Consider the following 22,772-nt stretch of genomic DNA (forward strand, 5'->3'; position numbering starts at 1 on the left):
CAGGCACCTCCACCAGATCGTCGGTTCGGCAAGCAGCCCGCATCACAGCGGACCCGACCCGACGACTGGTGGACGGTCGCCTATCGGCGCGGCCTCTAACGGCTCGGGGCGGGCGGCGAGTGCTACCAGCGGTGGCCGGGAGGCACGCCGGTCATCCATTCGGAGATGCGGCGTGAGGTGCCTGGCGTAGTGCCGGGCGGCAGCTCGCCCGGGGGAAAGAACGCCACTTCGGCGATCTCGGGGGAGGCTGATTCCTCGACGCGCCAGTCGGTGACCACGAACACCACGACGTGATCGCTGCGGTTGCCATGGCGTGACGAGTAGACGCCGAGCACATTCTGGGGCGTCTCGGCGACGACGACGCCGGTCTCCTCGCGTAGCTCCCTCGCCACCGCGTCCACGAGCGCCTCGCGGGTCTTGACCCCGCCGCCCGGCAGGAACCACCCGTCCCGGTAGGTGTGCCGCACCAGGCAGACGCGGCCCTTGTGGTCGACCACCAGCCCGCGCACACCCAGCGTCACCCGGGCAGGCCGCAGGCGCACCCAGAACTCGAAGAGCTGATGCAGCAGCCGGCGCAAACCCGGCTTCGACTCGACCGTTCCCTCGACAACGGGCGCGGGCGCGGGACGCTCAGCTTCGTCGGGCTTTGCGCGCCGTCGCAGGCGTGGCAGTCGCATCGAGCGGCGATCAGCCTGCGTCGCCAGCCAGGCCGTCCATGGCACGTGCCAGCGCAGCGTCCAGCTCGGTCACCCCGCCGCGGTCGTGCGTGTTCAGCGCCACCTCGACCGTGCTGTACACGTTCGACCAGTTGGGGTGGTGGTCCATCTTCTCGGCCACCAGGGCCGCGGCGGCCATGAACCCGAATGCCTCCACGAAGTTCTCGAAGCGGAACGTGCGCTGCAATTCGCTGCCCGAGACATCCCAATTCCCGAGCTCGGCAGCCAGCGCTTCCAGTTCGTCTTCACTCAACAGCTCTCGTGCCATCGGATCACCCTCCCCTTGTTTCCCCTTGACCAGTCAACACGAACTCCTCGGCACATCGAAGGCACGCAACGGTGCCCGCGTCAAGGGAGATTCAGCGGCGCTCAGCCCAACTCGTCGAGCGGATCTGCCCAGGGGTCAGCGAACGGATCATCGGCCGGAGACGGCCCCGCTCCTGTACCGAGCGAGCTGCCGAGCCCGCCGATCGACACCGCCACGCCGGCGTCGGGCTCTTCGGGCAGGTAGGGCGTGTAGCCGTCGGCTTCGAGTGCCTCCGCGAGCTCGGGACCGCCGGAGTCCACGATGCGGCCGTCCACGATCACGTGGACCTCGTCGGGCCGGAGGTACTCCAGCACCCGGGTGAAGTGCGTGATGGCCAGCACGCCCAGGCCCGCCTCGGTGAGCGCTTCGATGCGGTTGGCGCAGGCCCGCAGCGCGTCGATGTCGAGGCCGCTGTCGATCTCGTCCAGGATGGCGATGCGTGGCTGCAGCACTGCGAGCTGGACCGTCTCGTTGCGCTTCTTCTCGCCGCCCGACATGTCGACATTCAGCGGCCGTGCCACCAGCTCGGCCTTCAGCCCGACAGCGGCCGCCTCGGCTTCGAGAAGGCTGCGGGTGCGCTCGAGCTGCTCGGCGCTCGGGCTCTCGTCGCCGGCCCGCAGCGCCAGCGCCTCGGCCAGCGCCTGGGCGGCCGAGACGCCGGGCACCTCCGTCGGATGCTGCATGGCCAGGAACAGCCCAGCCTGCGCCCGCTCCCAGGGCGCCAGGCTCAGCACGTCGACGCCGTCGAGGGTCACTGAGCCAGCGGTGACCTCGTAACCGGGCCTGCCCATGACGACATGGGCCAGGGTGCTCTTGCCCGAGCCGTTGGGTCCCATGACCGCATGCACACGGCCCGAGGAGACCTCCAGATCGACGCCCTGCAGGATTTCGGTGTCGCCCGCCGATGCGTGCAGGCCTTCGACGCGCAGCGTGTGCGCGGTGTTGTCGCTCATGGCAGCACCACCGCGACATCGTCGCCGCTGATACGGATCTCATAGACCGGAACGGGCTGGGTGGCGGGGAAGCAATTCGGCTTGCCGGTCCGCAGGTCAAAGCTCGACGAGTGCTGCGGGCACTCGAGCGCGCACTCGTCGGGCCAGACCCAGCCGTCGGCCAGCGAGTAGTTCTGGTGGCTGCACCGGTCGCCGATGGCGTAGTAGTCGTCGCCGATGCGCGCCAGAGCGATGCGGTGCCCTTCGACGTCGAAGCGTCGGGCTTCGCCGTCGGGCACGTCGCCACGCTGGCACAGCACCTCGGTGCGGGTCTCGTCTGCTGCGCTCATGGCGCCGCCTCCACGGCAACCGAGCTCATTGCACTGCCCGCACGGCCGTCGCGCTCATTGCGCGACCGCGAAGTCGGCATCGGACACCAACTCGTCGATGCGCTGGCGCACCGATGCCGAGATCTCCTCAGACGGCAGCGCATCGAGGACTTCGTCGAAGAAACCACGCACCACCAGCGCCTCGGCCACGTCGGTGGGCACGCCCCGGCTCTCGAGATAGAAGCGCTGATCGGCGTCGACGGGGCCGATCGAGGAGGCGTGGCTGCACTGCACATCGCTGTTCTCGATCTCGAGGTTCGGCACCGACTCGGCCCACGCATTGGGGGACAGCTTCAGATTCCGGTTGGTCTGGTTGGCCACGACGTGGGGAGCGTCGGCCTCGATACGGATCAGCCCCGTGTAGACCGCCCGGGCGTGATCGTCGACCGCGCCCTTGAACAGCAAGTCAGAGGTGGTGTGGGGTGCCACGTGGGTTTGGAATGTGCGGAAGTCGAGCGTGGAGCTGCCCCGGCCGAAATACACGGCGTCGATCTCGCTGTGGCCGCCGCGCCCGGTCATGTCGATGCCGATGCGGGCCCGGGCGTATGCGCCGCCCATCGCCACCTGGCCGGTCCGCAGGTTGGAATCTCGACCCACGTCCGAGCAGAGGTTGGCAATCTGCCATGCGCCCGAGCCCAGTTCCTGCACGGTGAGGTGACCGAGGTGTGCACCGTCGCCGACGCTCAGCTCGGTCAGGGGGCAGACGAGTGCGGGCGTGTCGCCGCCGGTGTGATGCTCGATCACTGTGGCTTGGCTGGTGCGGCCGGCCACCACGACGAGCCGGGGGAACCATGCCAGCCCCTCGACATCGGTGTGGACGTGCACGACGATCGGCGCAGTCACCACCGCGTTCGGATCGATGCTGACGGCCACCGGCGCTGTGGCCAGAGCCAGATTCCAGTCGCCGAAGACGTCGGGCCCCTCGGGGGCGACCGTGCCGATCAGATCGTCCGCGCCGTCGCCGAGCGTGCCCACGCGGATGCCCTCTGTCCGCACCGATACCTCGACGACGGCACCGTTGGTGATGCGAACCACTGCCGCAGCGCCGTCGTCGACACCGTCCATCAGGCCCGCCGGCCCCGCAGCGCCGCCAGGAGCCGCGAAGGCATAGAGCGCAGGGTCGAGATCGTCGATGGGGGTGTAGCGCCACACCTCTTCGGTGAACGACGGCATGCCGCTGGCGACCGCTCGTTCCGCCGCAGCGCGACGCCGCTTGGTCAACGCGTCGGAGCCGTCGAGCGCGTCGACGAGGTCGGGGCTGAACACGCTGCGGAGGCTACCGGCGCGCCCGTCAGGGCCTAGCGGGCCGGAGCGGCCCGCATCGAGCCGTGATCAAACCTCGCCGTCTTTGCGGTCGTCGCGGTCCGCACGACGCTTCACACGCTTTGCCTTGCGGGCAGCCTTGCGATTCTTGGACCTGATGCGGATGCCCTTGCGCCGGGACTGCTCCGCGGCAACCTCTTCGAGGATTCGCGGACCGGCCTCGTTCAGGATGTCCTCGGCAGCATCGAGGAGGTCGCCGATGGACTCATCCACGCCGACGCTCTCGGGCTCGGTGGCGAAGTTGCGAACACCCAGCGAGCCGTGCTGCCAGCCGGCGTCAAGCCGTCGAGGCGAATACGACGGACAGTCTTCGGGGCAGCGCCACGGGGCCTCGGGAGCCAAGTCGAGGTTGCACTTTCGCACGGTGTCACCGTTGGGGTAGGACCGGCTCTCGTAGTGGCGGCAGTTCGTTCGCATCGGCATGGCAGCCGCCTCCCTCAGCGCTGCGCAATCGCGTCGGCGAGCGCTATCGCCCGCCGGGCTTCATCCACGTGAAGATTCTCGACCATCTTGCCGTCTACGGTCACCACCCCACGGCCATCTGCCACCGCCGCCTCGAATGCCTCGATCACCTGGCGGTGGAAGTCGAGCTCGTCAAGGCTCGGCGAGAAGGCCTCGTTGGCGGGATCGACCTGGCTGGGGTGGATCAGCGTCTTGCCGTCGAACCCCAGGTCGGCACCTTGGCGGCACACGGCCGCGAATCCGTCTGCGTCGCGGATGTCGTTGTAGACACCGTCGAGGGCGGTGACGCCCGCTTCCCGGGCGGCCACCAAGCACGTCGCGAGGTGCGGCACCAGCGCTGCCCGGTCGGGCGTGATAGTGGCGTGCAATTCCTTGGCCATGTCGTTGGTGCCCATCACCACCGCATCGGTTCGCTCGAAGCCGGCGATCTCGCGGGCATGGGCGATGCCCGCAGGTGTCTCGATCATGGCCCAGATGCGCATCGAGTCGGGGGCGCCCGCGGTGTCGAGCAGGTCGGACACGGCAGCGAGATGTGCGGCGCTCGACACCTTGGGGATGACAACGGCTGAGGGGGCCGCTGCACCCGCGGCCCTGATGTCGTCGCGACCCCACGGGGTGTCGAGCCCATTGCAGCGGATGGTCAGCTCGCGGTAGCCGTACTCGCCAGATGATGCGGCGGCGCACGCGCCCTCGCGGGCGGCTTCCTTGGCATCGGGCGCTACCGCATCCTCGAGATCGAAGATGAGCGCATCCGCGTCGATGGCCTTGGCCTTCTCCAGCGCCCGGGCATTGGCCGCCGGCATATAGAGCACCGATCGGCGCGGGCGGGCGGGGCGGGCGGCGGCAGCGCTCATATGGAGTCCAGACTCTCTCAGGCAGTCTCGAGCCCGTAGGCAGCGGCCAGCTCGGGGTCGGCCGCAGACAGGTCACGGGCGAGCTGCAGCACCACCCGGCACTGCTTGACGGTGGCGTCGTCCTGCATCTTGCCGTCGATCATCACGGCGCCGGTGCCGTCGCCCATCTCGGTCACCACCCGCTGCGCCCACGCCACTTCGGCAGGCTCGGGGCTGAACACCCGCTTGGCGATGGCGATCTGGCTCGGGTGCAGGCTCCACGCCCCTACACAGCCCAGCAAGTAGGCGTTGCGGAACTGGTCCTCGCAGCCGATGGGGTCGGCGATGTCGCCGAACGGCCCGTAGTAGGGCAGGATGCCGGCGGTGCCGCAGGCGTCCACCATGCGGGCCAGCGTGTAGTGCCACAGGTCCTGCTGGAATGACGTGCGCGCGTCGTCGTCGCCGTCGGGCACGGGGTCGGTGCGCACGAGGTAGCCGGGATGCCCGCCGCCGACGCGGGTGGTCTTCATGCGGCGGTCAGCGGCCAGGTCGGCAGGCCCCAGCGACAGCCCCTGCATGCGGGGGCTGGCCAGGCAGATCGATTCCACGTTGGCCACGCCACGGGCGGTCTCGAGGATCGCATGCACCAGCAGCGGCCGTTCCAGCCCCACGCGGGCCTCGAGCTGGGCCAGCAGCCGGTCCACGTAGTGGATGTCCTCGGGGCCTTCCACCTTGGGCACCATGATCACGTCGAGCTTGTCGCCGATCTCGTGGCACAGCGCCCACACGTCGTCGAGGAACCACGGCGAGTCGAGGCTGTTCACCCGGGTCCACAGCTGCGTGTGGCCCGGCTCCCACGCCTTGCCCACCTCGATCAGCCCTGCCCGGGCGGCGTCTTTGCTGTCGGCCGACACGGCGTCTTCCAGGTTGCCGAGCAGCACGTCGACCGTGGGGGCGATGTCGGGAACCTTGGCCCGCATCCGCTCGTTCGACGGGTCGAAGAAGTGGATCATGCGAGAGGGCCGGAAGGGCACCTCGCGCAGCGGTTCAGGCGCCCCGAGCGCCAGCGGGGCGAAGAAGTCCTTTGGGCTGCGCATCAGCCGATCGATCCCTCCATCTGAAGCTCGATCAGCCGGCTCCATTCGACGGCGTACTCCATCGGCAGCGTGCGGGTGACGGGCTCGATGAAGCCGTTCACCACCATGCCCATGGCCTGCTCGGCCGACAGGCCGCGGCTCATGAGGTAGAAGAGCTGCTCGTCGGCCACCTTCGACACCGTGGCCTCGTGGCCGATCTCGGCGTCACGAGAGCCGATCTCCTGGTACGGGTAGGTGTCCGAGCGGCTGTCCTGGTCGAGCAGCAGCGCATCGCACTGGACGTGGCTGCGGCAGCCGCTCATGCCCTCTTCCACCCGTACGAGGCCGCGGTAGGTGGTGCGGCCGCCGTCCTTGGAGATGGACTTGGAGACGATCTTGGAGGTGGTCTCGGGGGCGGCGTGGACCATCTTGGCGCCGGCGTCCTGGTGCTGGCCATTGCCGGCGTAGGCCACCGACAGCACCTCGCCCGAGGCCTTGGGCCCCATCAGGTACACCGCCGGGTACTTCATGGTGAGGCGCGAGCCGATGTTGCCGTCGATCCACTCCACGTGGGCTTCGTCGTAGGCGGCGGCCCGCTTGGTGACCAGGTTGAACACGTTGTTCGACCAGTTCTGGATGGTGGTGTAGGTGATGCGCCCGCCCGGCAGCGCCACCAGCTCCACCACGGCCGAGTGCAGCGAGTCGGTGGTGTACACCGGCGCCGAGCAGCCCTCGATGTAGTGCACCGTGGCGCCCTCGTCGGCGATGATCAACGTCCGCTCGAACTGGCCCATGTTCTCGGCGTTGATGCGGAAATACGCCTGCAGCGGCATCTCTACCTCGACGCCGGGCGGCACGTAGATGAACGATCCGCCCGACCACACCGCCGAGTTCAGCGCTGCGAACTTGTTGTCGCCAGGCGGGATGATCGAGCCGAAGTAGCGCTGGACGATGTCGGGGTACTCCTTGACGGCGGAGTCCATGTCGCTGAACAGCACGCCCTGGGCTTCGAGGTCTTCCCGGTTGCGGTGGTACACCACCTCGGACTCGTACTGGGCGGTGGGCTTGAAGACGTAATCTTCCTCGTCGCTCCACCCCAGCTTGTACTTGCCGAGGTCGATGCCAACGGCGGCTTCAGCGGTGTCGGTCACAACCTCAGCCTAACGCCGCCCCTGCCCGGGTCATAGTGCAGTGCGTGGTGCCGACCGCTGAGCCCTGAGGCGGAATAATTCAGCTTGCTCGCATTCCCGCCGTCGTTACGCTTGGGCTCGTGCTCTCGCCCTACGTCGTCGAGTTGGAGGTTCGTCAGCCGTACTCCATCTGGGTGCGCTTCGATGACGGAACCGCCGGCGAGGTCGACCTGTCGGACAGCGCCGAGACGGGCGGCATCTTCTCCGCGTGGTCCGATTCGGGCTACTGGCGCAGCGCTCACATCGTTCCTGACACCGGCGCAGTGGCGTGGGGTAACGACAGCGACGTCGATGTCTGCCCGCACAGCCTGTACCTGGACCTGACTGGCAAGTCCTTCGACGAACTGCGCACCGATGCGTCCACGTTGATGGCCGACTGACCGCTTCGCGATGCCAGAACTCAGCCGGTTCTTCGGCATCGTGATCACGATGTACGCCCGCGACCACCCGCCACCGCACTTCCATGCCCGATACGGCGAACATGAGGCGCTGATCGACGTCGAGAACTCTCAGGTCTTGCGCGGCTCTCTGCCTCGACGTGCACAAGACATGGTGGACGAGTGGTCGGCGCTGCATAGGACCGAACTGCGGGCCGCATGGGACGCACTGCGCAGCGGCCGTGCGCCTTCGGGCATCGCGCCGCTGGAATAGGCCCACTAGCTGGGCGTTCGCGGTTTCGTGACAGCTTCAGTCGCGCTTTTCTGACTGACTCAACCGCGCGATTCCACGCACCGATCCACAGCAGGTGCAGCGCAGGAACGACAACGCATGCGCACCGTTCGATGGACGCGATGTAAGGGATTCCATACACGCCATAGCATCAGCGACGGTGCCTGGCTCATTGAGACGCTCGCAATCACCCATGAGCGTCCGTGACGAAGGGCCGAGAAGCGTGAGGCAGCGATGGCTGCTGGTGGGCGCGGCCTGTCTGACGGTGGGGCTGCTGCCAGTCTCCGGAGTGGCTGCGGCAGAAGAGCCAACCGCCGGCGCAGGCAATTCGGCTTCTGAAGCCGAGACGCAGGACGGAGCCACATCTGACGACTCGATGCAGGAGGACTCGGCGGGCGGCGTGGAGGTGGTGCGGTACGCCGGTTCGGACCAGTACGAGCTATCGCTAGCGGTGGCGCAGGCACTGGTCGACGCCGACGGAGGCACCTCGGAATGGGTGGTGCTGGCGTCGGGAGAGTCGTGGGCGGATGCAGCGACGGCTGGCCCATTGGCTGCATCGCTAGGCGCGCCAGTGGTCTTGGTGCCCCCGGGCGGTTTGCAGTCCCCCACTGCGCGGCCTGACCTGGTGGAGTTCCTGCGGTCGACTGGCGTCCGTCGCGTCGTGATCGTCGGCAGCTCCGACGTGCTGCCGAATCACGAGCCGTCGGTGCTGTTCGGGCTGGGAATGCTTCCCCGCAATATCGAACGCGTCCACGGCGATGACCCAGTCGGGACGTCGGTTGCTATTGCCGAGGGGATCGGCGTTCCCGCTGAACTCGGCGAACTGGGCCGCACGGTGATCATCGCCAGCGACCAAAACGTGGCTGATGCGGTGGCGGTCGGGCCGTTGGCTGCCACAGGCCCGTTCCCGCTGCTGCTCACCGCACCCGACGAGCTTGACGCTCGCATCACCTTGTACCTGACTGAGCGTGAGATCGAACATGTAGTGCTGGTCGGTGGCACCACCGCAATCGGACGGGCGGCGCAAGAAACGATCGAAGCCGGCGGGGCCACCGTCACCCGCCTCGCAGGCCGAGACCGCAGCGACACCGCCCGTCTCGCAGCGGACCTGTTCCACCAGCACACCGCTGAGGACCCGGCATGCGCCGGCGATTCGTTCCGCATCGGCCTCGCCTCAGCCGAGCGCCCCGAGCAAGTGCTCACCGTCGGCGCCCTGCTCGCCAAGCAGTGCACTTCCCTGCGCTACATCGAATCCGGACGATTTCCCGACGACCTGCGCAACACCCTCTACCTCGAACAGCAGCGGTCCCGCGGCATTGAACTCTTCGTCTTCGGCGACGAGAGTGTCATCGCGGGCGCCGCCTTGGATGTTTCGCTGCCGCCGACGCAACTCGCATTCGTGAGCGTTGGCGACGTGACGGAGAACGGTATGCGGAGCACGCAGATCGCGGTAGTGGACGAACACGGCGCGATCCGCCTGTTCCCGCAAACTGAAATCGAGATCCCGGCGTGGCCGCACCTGAACTCTGACGGTGTGTGTCGACTTCGCGAATTGGATTGGTCTCCCGCCGGGAGGTTCTTGAGCTACCGGCGTCTGTGCACAGCGGAGATCTTCGTACTGGACACCGAGACCGGCGAGTCGTACCAAGTCGTGTCCGAAGGCGCCGAATTGGTCTTCGAGGACCCCGCAGACACCGGCGTGGGTTGGTCGGTCGGCAACATGGGTCCGTCGTGGTCACCCGACGGCAGTTCCTTCATGTTCACCGCATTCATCGACGACCCGTCGACCGTGGGCACGTGGCAGGGCAATCCGCTGCACTTCGCCGAGCTCTTCGTGCATGATGCCGAATCGCGCACAACGGAACGACTAACCGAGAACACCGCCCACGACCTCGTCGGCCGTTGGTCACCGGACAGCAACGCAGTCACGACGATGCAGCACTGGGATCCGGCCGCATCTGATCCGTACTACCGCTCAGTGCGGTCCTATTCCTCAATCAGAGTCAACGAGGCAGCTGTCGCCTCGCGACTGGCGCTGTGCAGCAGCGGACCGGGTGCAGTTTGGTCACCTGACGGCTCCCATCTTGCCTACTACTTGCGCGATGGGTGGTGGACGCGCCAAGTGGCTGTGTGCACAGGCAACGGCACGAATCGCAGGCAGCTGACGCCGATCGGCTGCAGCGAGTGTGAAGAGGGCCACCAGCACTACGGTGCCTGGATCCTCGGCTGGAACCCCAGCGGCTCGATGCTCGCGTTCTCCGACACCGACTACGTACAGGAAGACGGAATGTTCGACTACAAGTCTGAGACCACGGCTGACTACGTGCTCGATCTTGAGTCCGGCGAGATCAGGAAACTGCTCGAGTTCACGCAAGAGAGCAACAGCCCTACTCCGCTCGTCTTCTTTGGGTGGTCCCCGGAGGGTGACGGTCTTCTGTACCTGCGGCGCAGCGAGGACGGTTCCTCATATCGAGATCTCGTGTTGCTGGACGACGTCACAGGCAACATCACGACTCTGCGCGACATCCCCCTACTGCGGCTCAGTTTCGGCCGGCAGATTCAGCCGCGCCTGCTGCTGTCTCCAGACCAGAACCAACTGCTGCTCATCTACGACGGCAGCTGGCCCCGGGACGCGCAGCCCAGAAGAGACGGGGGCATGTGGCTCACAAGCCTCCAATCGGGGGACTTGGCGCCGCTGATCGACTTCGGTCCCGTCGTCTCCGTGGCTGAGGGCGACACGCCCGGCGTTCGGCGCCCAGCTCGAGCTGCGTGGCGGTGCGAGACCGAATGGTCCGCAAACGGAATATCCGGCATCTGCAACTGACGGCCACCCGTGACGACGTCCAGCATCACAGCGCCCGCGGCACGGCGGCGCCGAACTCCGGTCGGGCGGTGGGGGTGGCAGCTCGTGGCGGCGGTCTGCCTGGCAGCGTCAGTCGTGCCTGCTTCGAGTGCCGGTGCAACGGCTGAATCCGATGGCGAGGTCACCGATGAAACTGCCGAAGCCGCCAGCGGTGTTGAGGTTGTTCGGCTGTGGGGGAAGGATCGCTACGCGACGTCGCTGGTGGTGGCCGGTGAGTTCGTCCGGGCCGTTGGAGGCCGTGTCGACAGAGTCGTCCTAGCGTCGGGACGTTCAGACTCAAGCGCCGCAGTGGCGGCCGCTCTAGCCGGGGGGATCGATGCTCCCCTGCTGCTGGTGCCGCCTGATGGACTGGGCAGCGACGCGCTGACTCTCCTTGCCGACGCCAGAGTCCAAGAAGCGCTGGTCGTCGACTGGAGTCGCGAGCTTGCGGAGATGGCCTTGGCATCGACGCGGCGTGCAGGCATCCGTGTCGCGCGGGTCGCCGGCGAGTCGCCAGCTGCTCTGAGTGTCGCCGCAGGCGAGATCGTGGGCGTCAAGAACCCGCCCGCGTCTGCGCAAGGCACCGGCGAGGGCCCTGCAGGGGGCAGACCTGACACGGTCGAGGGTTTGGCATTGCCGACGCGCCAGGTGCGGGCTGTGGTGTTGGCCGGCAGCCGGGAGCCAGCCGCCGCTGCGGTCTTGGCGGCCCGGGCGAGACTGCCGCTGCTGCTCACGTCAGAAGGCTCTCTCCCAGACGACATCACTGAATTCTTGGGCCTGCACGACGTCACACATGCAGTCGTGGCGGGGCCGACAGCCACAACCACCTCAGACACGCTGCGACAGGTCGAAGCGTCGGGCATCGAAGCGACCGTCCTCGGCGGCCACGGTCTAGTGGGGGCGGCAGCCGCAGTCGCCGGCTTCAGCACTGATGACGTGACTGGGCGTTTCGCGTCCATGACGCAACGCGAGTGCCCTGTCGGGCTGCCGCCGACCGTTGGTTTGGCCAGAGGGCCAGAAGACCGCGGCGCCAGCCAGTCGATGCCTGCCACATGGGACGCATACAGCGCAGCTCCGCTGCTGGGCCAGCTCTGCTCGCCGCTGCTGCTGACAACCCCGGATGAGCTGGCGGTCGACGCGAATGCGGTTCTCTACCGGGCGCAGCACACCGGCACGACCGCGGTGCATGTCTTCGGCGGCTCCGCTGCAATGCGTGATGCCGTTCATCGCCAAGCGGCCGAACCCGAGATCCCAATCCGCGTCGCGCTATCGGTTCCCGATCCGTCTTCTGGAGATGCCGGCGGCACCATCGCTGTCATCGATGAGCGTCTCGACATGCGGCATTACCTGTTGGGCAGCGGTCTGGGGTCGATCGGCAATCTGAACTGGTCTCCCCAGCAGCGTCACCTCGCCTTCACGGCACATCAAGACGGCACCGCAGGCGTGTTCATCTACGAGCTTGCAACAGGAGACCTCTGGCGGTTGACACCGCACAACGAGCACTACTACCCGCAGTACGACGCATTTGCCTGGTCCGACGACGGGGCGCTGCTCGCTGCGAACGTTGACGCGTCTCAAGACACCAACGAGAACGGGATTACCGACCGACATGAGTTCCAACGCGAAATCCTCGTTGCGGACCTCAGCGCGAGAGACGTGCGGTGGCTGGCACGGGGCAACGTGCGCTCTCGGCATGTCGGCTGGTCCCCTGGGGGACATCGTCTCGTGGTGTTCCGTGAGCCGCTCCTGATGACTGGACGCTTCGACGGAGCAGATCTGGTCGAAGTAGTCGATGTCGACTCGCTCAGGCGGAGCGCGCTCGACCATCCCGAGCATGTGGTCGGCGCGCAGTGGTCCCCGGACGCCGCGCAGATCGCGCTCATCACAGACAGCAGCTATATGCGTGTCGAAGGCGCCGACGGCATCGTCCACGTGTTCAACGCCGACGGCACCGCTGCTCGGGTTGCCGATCGCACCGCTGCCTCGATCCTCGAATGGGCACCTAATGGCTGCTGTATCGCCGTGTACGCGACCGTCAATGGCGGCATCGCAACCTTCGGCCCTGCTACCGGCTCGTTGCGCCAACTCACGACGCCTCCGAGGTTCCATGACCGCGCCGGCGTGGAGTTTCTCGGCTGGTCACCAGACAGCCGCCGCATCATCGCGGCCGCTGTTCTGTGGGAGCAGGGCAATGGTGAGTTCGTGACGGATCTTCTGAGCATCAACGTGACCACGGGTGAACTGGCATCGCTGCCGTGGCGGAACTCGCGGGCGAGACTGCAATACGGAGGCCACGGTCCGGCAGGCACGATGTTCGCGTACGGAGCGGCCGAGCTTGGCGAGGACACACTGCGGCTCGTCTTGGTCGAATCCGAACCGGGGGGCAACGCGTACCACGCGCTCGACGCCGCTGCTCTGTTCGATCCCGGTGCCTACCCAGAGCGACCTTGGTGGCTGGGAGAGCAGCCGCCATTCGAATGGTCGCAACTCGAATGGACCGTGTACGGCGTCGCCGCGGTCGCAGTACGACGCTGGTGAATGGTCCGCGCTGCTCGCTTTCCTTCAGTTTCCGTCGACAAAACACCGAGGGCAGGTCATGTCTGAGTCCAAGAGACGAGCAGAACTCGGCAACGGCGAGTCCGTCGAAGCTGCTGTGCTTGAAACCCGCTTCATGGCGTGAATGTATGACGCAGGGCTGTTGGTTGCCGTTCTCATCCCGATCGGCATCTTCCTCGTCGTCTACAGCATCGCCTACGAGCTGAGGCCGAGCAGCGCCGGCTTCACAACCGCGGAACTGACGATCCAGTGGCTCGTGGCTATTGCCGCCCTGGCGTGGTACGGCTCTTGGCGCATCTACCGCCTCGTCGTTCGTGGCCAATCGGTGGGCATGCGTCGCACAGGGATCGAGATCGTGCGCTGGCCCACCGGCGGCAGGATTTCCTACACGAGCGCTCTCGTCACGACGGTATTGCCACCGTTGACCGGCGTCCTGGGACTCGTTCCCGCCATGGTGACCGGCGCCGACAGTGCGGCGTGGGGCGTGTTTCTGTGGCTGGTGTACCCGCTGTCGGCTCTATGGAACCGCACGGGCCGCGGCTGGCACGACCGTCTCGCGAGGGCGGTCGTCGTGACCAAGACTGGACAGTGAATCGCGGATCGCCGTCTTTCGCCCAATGGTGTCGGGACTTGAGGTCGGCAACGCTAATACGGCGTTAGCTGTCGCGTCGCGTGAGGTTGTGTGCGCGTGATGCGGACGGGCAGCCGTGAGCGCAATATGCGCTCTTGAGGCGCCGGCGGTGCGAGAACTCAGCCAAGCGTGATCGTCGGGATGCCGCGCTCGCGCGCTGCTCGGGTCAGCCGCTCGTCGTAGGTGACCAGCCCATCGATCTCGTTGCCGAGCTCGAGCGCCGTAGCCAAGTGGATCGCATCCAGGCTGTGCAGCCCTGGCGGATCGAGCAGAGCCGCCCGTTCGACGATCTCAGCGGTGATGCGCACACATGCCACTGAGTCGAACAGCGCCCGGGCTTGGACCGTCAAGTCGGGCCGGTAGCGGCGAACGGCCCGGATGGTCTCGGTCCGCGCCAAGTCCGACGAGACCGCCCGCACGTGTTCGGCCTCCACCCAGGCGTTGAGCACGGACGATTCGGGCTCCTCCACCATCATCTTGACCAGCGCTGAGCTGTCGAAGTAGTGCATGCGCCGACGGACGAGCGCTCAGAATCGCTCGTCTTCGCGCATCGCCAGCAGCTCCTCGGAGAGGCTGCGCCCCGGCAGCGCCGGATGCGGCGGGGGAACCTCAGCGAGGTCGCGAGTCGCCGCAGTCGCGTCGCCACGAGCGATCAACTCCTCGAGACGTGACCGGCGCGGTTCGCTTATGTGCGGCACCAGCCTCGCCACCGGCCGGCCGCGGTTGGTCACGGTGATCTCCTCACCTGCCTCCACCCGCGCAACGACCTCCGACGCATTCTGCTTCAGCGCCCGGATGCCGACCTCAACCATGTTCTACAATGTAGCACATCAGTCGTATGGCATAGCGATGAGCTGCGTCACCGCTCGGACCGGAACCGTCAGCCTCAGATACGCGTCACAGTGCAGGAGCGAGGCGGCGCTGAAACGGTGACCAGGACTCATCATTCGATGCGGGCGATGTATGGGATCGCACACACGCCATAGCATCGGCGCCGATGCCTGGCATATTGAGACGCTCACGATCACTCATGGGCGTCCGTGGCGAACAGGCGAGAATTGTGCGACAGCGGCGGTTGCTGGCCGGCGTGGCCTGTCTGGCAGCGTCGCTGCTGCCCGTGCCGGCGGTGGGCGCCGCTGAGGGGTCCGCCAGCGCCGACGAGTCGGTTGGTGAGGCCGACGCTGAGGCTGAAGCAGCGCTCGATAAGTCGGCGGGTGATGTGGAGGTGGTCCGCTACGCCGGCTCGGATCAGTACGAGCTGTCGCTGTCAGTAGCACAGGCACTGGTAGACGCCGACGGAGGCACTTCGGAGTGGGTGATGCTCGCGTCGGGCGAGTCGTGGGCTGATGCCGCGACCGCAGGCCCGTTGGCTGCCTCGCTCGGCGCGCCAGTGGTCTTGGTGCCACCGGGCGGATTGCAAACCGCCACTGCGCGGCCCGACCTGGTGGAGTTCCTGAGATCGTCAGGAGCCCGCCGCGTCGTGATTGTCGGCAGCCCCGACGTGTTGCCGAATCACGAGCCGTCAGTGCTGTACGGGCTGGGGATGCTGCCCCGCAACATCGAACGCATCCACAGCGATGAACCGATCGGAACCTCCGTCGCAATAGCCGAGCGGATGGACATGCCTGCCGAACTCGGCGAGTTGGGTCGCACAGTCATCATCGCCGGCGAGCAAAGCACTGCCGATGCGGTGGCGATCGGACCTCTCGCTGCAGCAGGCCCGTTCCCGCTGCTGCTCACCGCACCCGACGCCCTCGACCCGCGCATTGCGGCGTACCTAACTGAGCACGAGATCGCTCACGTGGTGCTCGCCGGCGGAACCACCGCAATCGCACCCGCCGTGCAAGAAACAATCGAAGCCGCTGGCACCACAGTCACCCGCCTCGCCGGCCGTGACCGCAGCGACACCGCACGACTCGCAGCGGACCTGTTCAATCAGCACACCGCCGACGACCCCGCCTGCGCAAACGGCCCGACCCGCATCGGCGTGACCCCAGCCCAACAGCCTGAACAAGCACTCACTGCCGGCCCCCTGCTCGCTGCGCAGTGCACTCCCCTGCGCTACGCCAAACCCGACAAGCTCCCCGACGATCTGCGCAACGCTCTCTACTTCGCCCAGAACAGCTCACGGGCGGCTCTCATTCAGATCTTTGGCGATGAGGCCTCGATCGCGCACGCTGTCGTCGAGATTGCGGCCCCGCCGATTCGCCTCGCTGCATTTGACCGCCTGCGCAGCAACGTCACGACCAGCCATGAGGCAGGCGTCCTCATCATCGATGAGAACGGTGAACGACACCGTTTCCGCTTTGTGCCCGGACGAGACGCCTCCGGAGCGGATTCCAGGTTCTCAGAAAATCAGCTCGCTTGGTCGCCTGACGGCACTCGGCTGGCAATCGTCGGCGGGCGGCATCTGTTCGTCTTGGATATCGGAGCAGGCGAGATCCGCGAAGTGACGGTGCCGGATCTGGCGTTCCGCCATCTGCCAACTTGGCATTGGCCGGAGTGGTCGCCTGACAGCACCAAGCTCGCTTTCACAGCATTCGTGGGCGATCCCACGACGTGCATGGGTGGCGACTGCGGTAACTACCCCTTCTCGAATCATGCCGCGGAGATGTTCCTGTATGAGACGGCGACGGGGACGACATCACGGCTGACCTACAACAAAATCAACGACGCGGTCAGATCTTGGTCTCCCGACGGCACCAGGATCGCACTCACCCGGTCCCGTGTGCCTATGGGCATCTTCGCCGCGTATCGGCACCCAGAGTCGCTGCACATCATGGACATCACGACGGGAGCAGTAACGGACGTCTACGAGCCTGCGCAATCCGTCGGCGGGATCTGGTGGGCACCGGACGGCGGTCATCTAGCGTTCAGCGGCGCCATCGAGGACGCCTTCGCAGCCCCTCACATCTTCTTGGCCGCCAGCGACGGCAGCGCTATCAGGCAGCTCACGCCCTATCCCGGGCCACAGGCGACGAGCTTCGGCTGGGCCATCGGATGGTCCCCCGATAGCCGGTTCGTTGCTCATGGCACTCGCTACTACGGCGCGGGAGCATCTACGGAGACTCTGCACATCCATGACGTAGCGAGTGGCGAAGACGCCAGCATCAACCTCGACTTCGACGCGAGGCTGATCGCGCGCGGCTGGAGCAGCGACGGCACCAAGCTGCTGTACATGCAGTATCCGCCAAGGCCACGCGACCAGCGGCCGCTCGCCCTCATCGGCGTGAATCCTCTTGACGGGAATGTCGAACAGCTCGTGGCAGTGCCCGCAGAAATCACGAGTACCTCGGCCTCGGCTATCGCACCCGACGCTTCGCAAATGGCGTTCATATATGGCGAGTTGCAATTCGGCATCATCGGGACACAATGGGCTGGGTTGCGCTCCGAAGCAGAGATCCCATTCCCACTCTTTGTTGACGAATTTGCGCTCTGTGACATGGCCTGGACCGTGAACGGCATCCGCGGAAGCTGCGCTGGATACCATGACTTCTAGAGCGTCGGCGAGTCGAGCACGTCACCCGCGCTGGCTGCGTTTCTTGGCATTGGGAGCACTGCTCGCAATATTGCCCGTGACGAGCGCGCATGCCTCTGAGCACACGGATTCAAATGACAGTGCGCCCACATCGACAGACGCGGTCGAGATTGTCAGGGGCATAGCTCCCGAGTGGCCGTTTCAAGGGTTCTTCGCTCCGGCTCTGGGGAGGTTTTGGGACACCGGTCGCGGTCGAGTGCACGATGTCAGTAGCGACATGGACCTAGGTGCATGCTACGAGATATATGTGGATGTGGACGCTGAGTCGGTCCGCATGGGCTACGCGTCCTATCCCGATCCGAAAGCCAAGCACTACGTGATTCCGTGGGGCGATGCCGCGTATCCGGTCGTCAAGCGTGACACAGCCAGCCAGCAGCCTTCGGATTCCACTGCCCCCGGGCCGGATGCACGGCGTGAGACCCTTCGCCTTACGGGCGATCGAATTGATTTCACGGCACAGATCTCATCCTGGTACAGCGACGAAACAGAGGTCACCTATTCGCACATCGTTACTTTTGAGGCTCACAGCGCTCTCGGGAGCAAGACTTACTTGCCTCTGGCTTCTGAGTGGTCACCTGTCGGCGGGTTCGTCGAGATCGACGCGGAGGGATTGCCTACTGACGATCTTGGCGCGATGGACCGGCTAGCGGAGGAGTTCGGTCAACGGGCATACATTCAGGAGCTCGGAAGCCCTGGCTCAGACGGTCGGTTCTACGGCTTGACGCTGTACTACCAGGCGCATCCGGTGTGCCGCGACATCGCCCTCGGATTCGTCGTGGATGGAGAAACAGGGCAAGTGGTCGCTTGCTACGACTACATGATGGAAGCCCAAACGTCGCTGGTGTTCGTGGCGCACGCCGACAGCTTCCTATTGGACGATTTCGCTCTGCCGAGCGCGATGTGGCCCGTCGAAAAGGACGCCTGCGGTGTGCGCCTTGACGGGGAACACCCCGAAGAGTTCTTTATCCGAGTGGACCCGCACGGCTCGCCCGAGCTGGATCACTAGGACGACGCCGAGTGATGAGTCGGCTGAGGCTGCCTCTGGTCGTCCTGATGCTCGTTGTGGCCGCCTGCGCCACCGCAGGCGAGGACGCCGCCGAGGCAACAGAGTCCACCATGAATGCCTCCACGACGGCACCTCCCGAGTCGACTACAGCCAGTTCCACCTCGCCTACAGAGGCCATCGAGCCAGTTCGTGACGCGCTCGTCCAACGTGACGACGATCACACCAACGAGACGGGCGAGAACGAGACGCACGCCGGCGACGAGCAACCGACGCAGGTCACCCAGGAACCGGCTCCCACGAGCGAGCCGGAACCAGCGCCAGAAAGACTCCCGTCTATCGAGGCATACAGCAGGGTGAAGTGGGATGACACCGAGGCACTGCCCGAGTGGCCCTTTGAGGGACTCGTTCAGCTTGCGTGGACGGGAGCGACCTGGCGAGAAGACGGACGCTGGCAATTGCGCTTCTACCAGTGGACCGACTCAGGCGTCGGTCGGGGATGGACAGTCGGAGAGATTCCTTTGCCAAACTTGTCCATCGCTTGTGTCGGCGATGTGGGACTGATCTCTCACGGACCCGACGGCCTTGAAGTCGGCGGGCCTGCCGGATCGGTGAGCCCCTCGTATTTCGTACCGTGGGGCGGCGTGCCAGAGCGGCTTGACGCCCCCTCGGGCGAATTGCTCGCAGAAGTCGGGTCACGACCGTCGAATGTCGATGCAGATGTTTCCGGGGACATCGTGAGCATCGGCCACGGCGACGCCTCAGTTCGCTTCGCCCTTCGCGAGCCGGCCCGCAGCGAGGGTGACTGGTGGAACATTCAGGCGCGTCACGACGGCGATGTGTTCGTCGTAACCGTTCATCCCAGCAACCACCCGTGCTTTTCCGGAGTCACATGGATGAGTGCAGCAGCGAGCGGCGAGATGCTCGCGTGCGGCACCAACACAGCCGCGACCAAGTTCATCGCATCCGACGCTGGAGCGGCGGGACCGCTCGTGCTGCCAGATGCAGACGACTACCAGTTGGTGCTCGCGTGCCCATATCCGCTCACTCACCAGACTCTCAGATATGGACAGCCGCGATGAACGAGCGGCCGAGTGCGCGAGTGCGCATGACTGGTAGTCATTCGGAGCGCATGCGGCTGCGGTGGTGGCTGTTCGCGTTGATCGGCTTGATCGCATCGATCCTGCCGGTGTCGGGCGTGAGTGCAGCCGAGCAGCCGGCTGACGCCGGCGATTCTGCTGCTGGAGCCGAGGCGCAGGCCGAAGCGATGCCCGATGACTCGGCGGGTGGCGTGGAGGTCTTGCGCTACGCCGGCTCGGACCCCTACAAGCTGTCAATCGAAGTAGCGCAGGCGCTTGTTGACGCTGAGGGCGGAGTCTCGGAGTGGGTGGTGCTCGCCTCGGACGAGTCGTGGGCCGATGCAGCCGCAGCCGGACCTTTGGCTGCTTCACTCGACGCGCCGATGGTCTTGGTGCCTCCGGGCGGTCTGCAAACCGCCACTGCACGGCCCGACCTGGTGGAGTTCCTGAGATCGTCAGGTGTCCGTCGCGTCGTGATCGTCGGCAGTCCCAACGTGCTGCCGCATCACGAGCCGTCGGTGCTGTACGGGCTGGGGATGCTGCCCCGCAACATCGAACGCGTCCACGGTGATGACCCGGTCGGGACGTCGATCGCCATTGCCAAGCGGATGGGCATGCCTGCCGAGTTCGCCAACATGGGCCGCACGGTGATCATCGCCAGCGACCAAAGCGTCGCCGATGCGGTGACCGTCGGACCCTTGGCTGCTGCGGGTCCGTTCCCGCTGCTACTCACCGCACCCGACGAGCTGGACCCGCGCAGCGCCGCCTACCTCACCGGGCAAGAGATCGAGCACGTAGCGCTGGTCGGCGGCACGGCAGCAATCGCACCGGCCGTGCAAGAAGCGATCGAGGCCACTGGTGCCTCGGTCACCCGCCTAGCGGGCGAGGATCGTTACCACACCGCCGCCCTCGCTATGGACCTGCTTGCCGAGGTTCCCCACTGCCCAGACAACCCGATCGACAGCATCGGTCTCGCGCTGGGCGATGAACCACACGTCGCCGTGACCGTGGGACGCCTTCTGGGCCCACAGTGCATCCCGCTGCTGTTCACCGACGCCGACCGGCTCGCGCCGGTCACCCAGAACCACCTGTACCTATACCGGCATCGCACCGGCATCGAGCCGAGCTGGCATCTCATCGGCGACAACATCACCATCGATCCCTCAGCGATCGAGCGGCCCCCGGTGCGCATGGCGACGGTCGCAGACAACCCCGACGGCGACGGCCAGCACATCGTCGTCCTCGACGAGCACCACCAAGCCCGCCATTACCTCCTCGACGCCGGATTCGACGGCATTACCTATGTGCGATGGTCCTCTGACCGGTTTGTCATCGAGTTCGGGGCAATCAGAGAAGACGAACGGGCGGAGGACGACTACGAGTTGGACACTCGCAGCGGTATCGCAAGGCTGCGGGCGCCGGCTTGGTACACGCACTTGGCTCAGGACGACTGGCTGAACCCGAGACCGTCACCCGACCGGCGCTACATCGTGTTCCAAGCGCGCACGGAAGGCGAAGCGGGACGTTCGCTGTTGGCCGTGGACGTCACGTCGGGCGATGTGCGACGGCTCAGCGACAGCCGGGCAGACGAACTGCATCATGTCTTCAGCCCACGTTGGTCGAGCAATGCCAACTGGCTGCCGGACGGACGCCGTCTGATCTACGCCGTCCAGAACGCCAGAACGAACACCTATTGCGATGATGTCCCCGTGTCGCAGGTGCACATCGTCGATGTCGAAACCGGCACAGGCCACCCCATCGAATTTGACGGCTACGCGATCGGCGATGCCCTATTGCTGTCACCGGACGGCACTCATCTCGCCGTGCAGAGCTACCCCGGCTACGAGTTCGCTCCCTCGAACTACCACTCCTGGGCAGACTGGAAGTTCGACTGCGCCTACTTCGGAGCCGGATCGCCAGTCCTGACAGTGTTCGACTTGCGCGGTCCGCAGCCCCGGCGGATCACAGGCTCGGGCCTCGTGGCTCACGATCCAGAGTGGTCGCCCGATGGTCGGCGCCTCGTCTTTCGTGCTCCGAGCGAACCGCACCAAGGACACTCCCTGTTCGTCGTCGATGTCGATCTGGACGGCGTCTCAAGGCTCACGATCAATGAATCCGATGACGTTCATCACGTCGTGTCGAGATGGCTTGCGGACAGCGACAGGCTGCTGTACTCGGTCATGAGGATCGAGGAGTTGGAGGGCGAGTGCGAAGCCTGGCCCAATGTTCACGTGCCGCGTGCGCGCGTACCCCATGTGCAGATGCATGTCGTCGATATCGAGGACGGATACTCCGTTCGGCTTCCCTACACGGGATATGTGTTCGGTTCCTGGGACCACAAAGATCTGGATTTCTCGCCGGACGGCAGCTACCTCGTCGCCGAAGTCCATCCGAGCTATTCACTCGAACACTGGCCAGTCCACTGTCCCTACGTTCCCGAGGGCCTGCCACGCCTGCACATGTTTGACCTCACTGCATCGACTCAGCAAGCACTCATGGTCGCTGAGACACTCGGCTACGGCGGGAGATGGTCGCCTGACAGCACCTACCTCGCGTACCGCCGCGGCGAACCGCAGCGCGGTGCATCGATTAACTCGGCACTCACCATCCGCGACATGCGCGACGGATCAGAGTGGACACTGGAACCGCCTGACGCACCCAGCAGACGTGGCTGGGTTTCCTTCGACCGATGGTCACCTGACGGGTCACGCATCCTGCTCCGGGACTATCGGGCCTTTACGGGCCAGCTGAGACGCTTTTCGGGCCTCTCTGACAATGGCAATATCGAGCTTGTTGCCATACCCGGGTCCGAACGCTTCGTCGAAGTGAACCTGCCGCAGGAAGAACGCGGAAGCCTGACGTTCGGGAGTTTCACGTCCGACGGGCTTCAGATCCTGCGGGCCCAAGAGGACTTCTTCTCTGACGACATCGGCACGATGTATGTCAATGACATTGCTTACGACGGCGCGTTGCTCGGTGTCTTCAGAACGTTCGCTGCGACGGAGCCAAGCTCGACCACCCAGATCCACCTGGATAGCTCTTACCAGTACGACGAGTTCTTCCGCATGAACTCGCAGTGGACGCTCGAAGGCATCTTCGCAGCCAGCTACTTCTACTGGGTGCCGTACTAGCCCTGCTTGTCTGACACCACAGCCGGTGACCGGGCAGCCGAGGAACGCGAGCGCTGCCGCCGCCCTCAGCTCAGCAGGGCGGGGGCGAGGCGGCG

General features: G+C 65.8%; 19 protein-coding genes and 1 pseudogene. 9 read left to right on the forward strand and 11 right to left on the reverse strand.

Features of this window, described 5'->3' with window-relative positions:
• Positions 1–122 precede the first annotated feature (122 nt).
• The 9 genes and pseudogenes from VI480_RS13825 to sufB all read right to left on the reverse strand — a co-directional run.
• Positions 123–677: an NUDIX domain-containing protein gene (locus VI480_RS13825; RefSeq protein WP_323673445.1), complete on the reverse strand. Its 555-nt coding sequence runs from the start codon at positions 675–677 to the stop codon at positions 123–125.
• Positions 678–687: 10 nt separating this feature from the next.
• The gene (locus VI480_RS13830) at positions 688–984 is read right to left on the reverse strand and encodes a 4a-hydroxytetrahydrobiopterin dehydratase (RefSeq protein WP_323673446.1); all 297 of its coding nucleotides are present in this window, start codon (positions 982–984) and stop codon (positions 688–690) included.
• A gap of 101 nt (positions 985–1,085) precedes the next feature.
• On the reverse strand, positions 1,086–1,976 hold the full coding sequence (sufC, locus tag VI480_RS13835; RefSeq protein ID WP_323673447.1) for a Fe-S cluster assembly ATPase SufC: 891 nt from the start codon (positions 1,974–1,976) through the stop codon (positions 1,086–1,088).
• Complete coding sequence (locus tag VI480_RS13840; protein ID WP_323673448.1) at positions 1,973–2,305, reverse strand: non-heme iron oxygenase ferredoxin subunit; 333 nt, start codon at positions 2,303–2,305, stop codon at positions 1,973–1,975. Before VI480_RS13840 ends, sufC begins: the two co-directional genes overlap by 4 nt.
• Before the next feature lie 54 nt (positions 2,306–2,359).
• The gene (gene sufD, locus VI480_RS13845; RefSeq protein WP_323673449.1) at positions 2,360–3,610 is read right to left on the reverse strand and encodes a Fe-S cluster assembly protein SufD; all 1,251 of its coding nucleotides are present in this window, start codon (positions 3,608–3,610) and stop codon (positions 2,360–2,362) included.
• Positions 3,611–3,676: 66 nt separating this feature from the next.
• Complete coding sequence (locus VI480_RS13850; RefSeq protein WP_323673450.1) at positions 3,677–4,090, reverse strand: hypothetical protein; 414 nt, start codon at positions 4,088–4,090, stop codon at positions 3,677–3,679.
• 14 nt (positions 4,091–4,104) lie between these two features.
• On the reverse strand, positions 4,105–4,983 hold the full coding sequence (locus VI480_RS13855; RefSeq protein ID WP_323673451.1) for a CoA ester lyase: 879 nt from the start codon (positions 4,981–4,983) through the stop codon (positions 4,105–4,107).
• Between the two features lie 17 nt (positions 4,984–5,000).
• Complete coding sequence (locus VI480_RS13860) at positions 5,001–6,059, reverse strand: CoA ester lyase (RefSeq protein WP_323673452.1); 1,059 nt, start codon at positions 6,057–6,059, stop codon at positions 5,001–5,003.
• A pseudogene (gene sufB, locus VI480_RS13865) lies at positions 6,059–7,129 on the reverse strand (Fe-S cluster assembly protein SufB); the annotation flags it as partial. The gene VI480_RS13860 and the pseudogene sufB, both read right to left, overlap by 1 nt.
• Positions 7,130–7,308: 179 nt before the next feature.
• On the opposite strand from sufB, the gene VI480_RS13870 reads away from it, so the two are divergent.
• The 5 genes from VI480_RS13870 (at position 7,309) to VI480_RS13890 (ending at position 13,887) form a co-directional block, all read left to right on the forward strand.
• Positions 7,309–7,608 (forward strand): DUF2442 domain-containing protein, encoded by a 300-nt coding sequence (locus VI480_RS13870; RefSeq protein WP_323673454.1) that lies wholly within the window; start codon positions 7,309–7,311, stop codon positions 7,606–7,608.
• A gap of 10 nt (positions 7,609–7,618) precedes the next feature.
• Positions 7,619–7,879: a DUF4160 domain-containing protein gene (locus VI480_RS13875; protein ID WP_323673455.1), complete on the forward strand. Its 261-nt coding sequence runs from the start codon at positions 7,619–7,621 to the stop codon at positions 7,877–7,879.
• 241 nt (positions 7,880–8,120) lie between these two features.
• A complete protein-coding gene (locus VI480_RS13880) occupies positions 8,121–10,721 on the forward strand; it encodes a cell wall-binding repeat-containing protein (RefSeq protein WP_323673456.1) in 2,601 nt (866 codons plus the stop codon).
• Positions 10,722–10,835: 114 nt separating this feature from the next.
• Entirely contained in the window at positions 10,836–13,277 is a 2,442-nt protein-coding gene (locus VI480_RS13885; RefSeq protein ID WP_323673457.1) for a cell wall-binding repeat-containing protein, read from the forward strand.
• 142 nt (positions 13,278–13,419) lie between these two features.
• The gene (locus tag VI480_RS13890) at positions 13,420–13,887 is read left to right on the forward strand and encodes an RDD family protein (RefSeq protein ID WP_323673458.1); all 468 of its coding nucleotides are present in this window, start codon (positions 13,420–13,422) and stop codon (positions 13,885–13,887) included.
• Positions 13,888–14,045: 158 nt separating this feature from the next.
• Here the strand turns inward: VI480_RS13890 and VI480_RS13895 are convergent, their stop codons facing one another.
• Both VI480_RS13895 and VI480_RS13900 read right to left on the reverse strand, forming a co-directional pair.
• Positions 14,046–14,435, reverse strand: coding sequence for a type II toxin-antitoxin system VapC family toxin (locus VI480_RS13895; protein ID WP_323673459.1), 390 nt, complete (start codon positions 14,433–14,435; stop codon positions 14,046–14,048).
• Between the two features lie 18 nt (positions 14,436–14,453).
• A complete protein-coding gene (locus VI480_RS13900) occupies positions 14,454–14,738 on the reverse strand; it encodes a type II toxin-antitoxin system prevent-host-death family antitoxin (protein ID WP_323673460.1) in 285 nt (94 codons plus the stop codon).
• A gap of 248 nt (positions 14,739–14,986) precedes the next feature.
• On the opposite strand from VI480_RS13900, the gene VI480_RS13905 reads away from it, so the two are divergent.
• From VI480_RS13905 to VI480_RS13920, 4 genes are all read left to right on the forward strand, one after another.
• Complete coding sequence (locus VI480_RS13905; protein ID WP_323673461.1) at positions 14,987–17,425, forward strand: cell wall-binding repeat-containing protein; 2,439 nt, start codon at positions 14,987–14,989, stop codon at positions 17,423–17,425.
• A gap of 256 nt (positions 17,426–17,681) precedes the next feature.
• Entirely contained in the window at positions 17,682–18,470 is a 789-nt protein-coding gene (locus tag VI480_RS13910; protein ID WP_323673462.1) for a hypothetical protein, read from the forward strand.
• A gap of 47 nt (positions 18,471–18,517) precedes the next feature.
• Positions 18,518–19,549 (forward strand): hypothetical protein, encoded by a 1,032-nt coding sequence (locus tag VI480_RS13915; protein WP_323673463.1) that lies wholly within the window; start codon positions 18,518–18,520, stop codon positions 19,547–19,549.
• A gap of 26 nt (positions 19,550–19,575) precedes the next feature.
• Positions 19,576–22,677 (forward strand): cell wall-binding repeat-containing protein, encoded by a 3,102-nt coding sequence (locus VI480_RS13920; RefSeq protein ID WP_323673464.1) that lies wholly within the window; start codon positions 19,576–19,578, stop codon positions 22,675–22,677.
• Positions 22,678–22,772 lie beyond the last annotated feature (95 nt).

Source organism: Candidatus Poriferisodalis multihospitum, from assembly GCF_028283155.1.
In the GTDB taxonomy this organism is placed as follows: Bacteria; Actinomycetota; Acidimicrobiia; order Acidimicrobiales; family Poriferisodalaceae; genus Poriferisodalis; species Poriferisodalis multihospitum.

Coding starts and splice junctions, on each gene's coding strand:
- VI480_RS13840 (WP_323673448.1), bottom strand. CDS start 2,305: ATGAGCGCAGCAGACGAGACCCGCACCGAGGTGCTGTGCCAGCGTGGC.
- VI480_RS13860 (WP_323673452.1), bottom strand. CDS start 6,059: ATGCGCAGCCCAAAGGACTTCTTCGCCCCGCTGGCGCTCGGGGCGCCT.
- VI480_RS13915 (WP_323673463.1), top strand. CDS start 18,518: ATGCTCGTTGTGGCCGCCTGCGCCACCGCAGGCGAGGACGCCGCCGAG.
- VI480_RS13850 (WP_323673450.1), bottom strand. CDS start 4,090: ATGCCGATGCGAACGAACTGCCGCCACTACGAGAGCCGGTCCTACCCC.
- VI480_RS13910 (WP_323673462.1), top strand. CDS start 17,682: ATGGACCTAGGTGCATGCTACGAGATATATGTGGATGTGGACGCTGAG.
- VI480_RS13825 (WP_323673445.1), bottom strand. CDS start 677: ATGCGACTGCCACGCCTGCGACGGCGCGCAAAGCCCGACGAAGCTGAG.
- VI480_RS13830 (WP_323673446.1), bottom strand. CDS start 984: ATGGCACGAGAGCTGTTGAGTGAAGACGAACTGGAAGCGCTGGCTGCC.
- VI480_RS13920 (WP_323673464.1), top strand. CDS start 19,576: ATGACTGGTAGTCATTCGGAGCGCATGCGGCTGCGGTGGTGGCTGTTC.
- VI480_RS13875 (WP_323673455.1), top strand. CDS start 7,619: ATGCCAGAACTCAGCCGGTTCTTCGGCATCGTGATCACGATGTACGCC.
- VI480_RS13855 (WP_323673451.1), bottom strand. CDS start 4,983: ATGAGCGCTGCCGCCGCCCGCCCCGCCCGCCCGCGCCGATCGGTGCTC.
- VI480_RS13900 (WP_323673460.1), bottom strand. CDS start 14,738: ATGGTTGAGGTCGGCATCCGGGCGCTGAAGCAGAATGCGTCGGAGGTC.
- sufC (WP_323673447.1), bottom strand. CDS start 1,976: ATGAGCGACAACACCGCGCACACGCTGCGCGTCGAAGGCCTGCACGCA.
- VI480_RS13895 (WP_323673459.1), bottom strand. CDS start 14,435: ATGCACTACTTCGACAGCTCAGCGCTGGTCAAGATGATGGTGGAGGAG.
- VI480_RS13890 (WP_323673458.1), top strand. CDS start 13,420: ATGTATGACGCAGGGCTGTTGGTTGCCGTTCTCATCCCGATCGGCATC.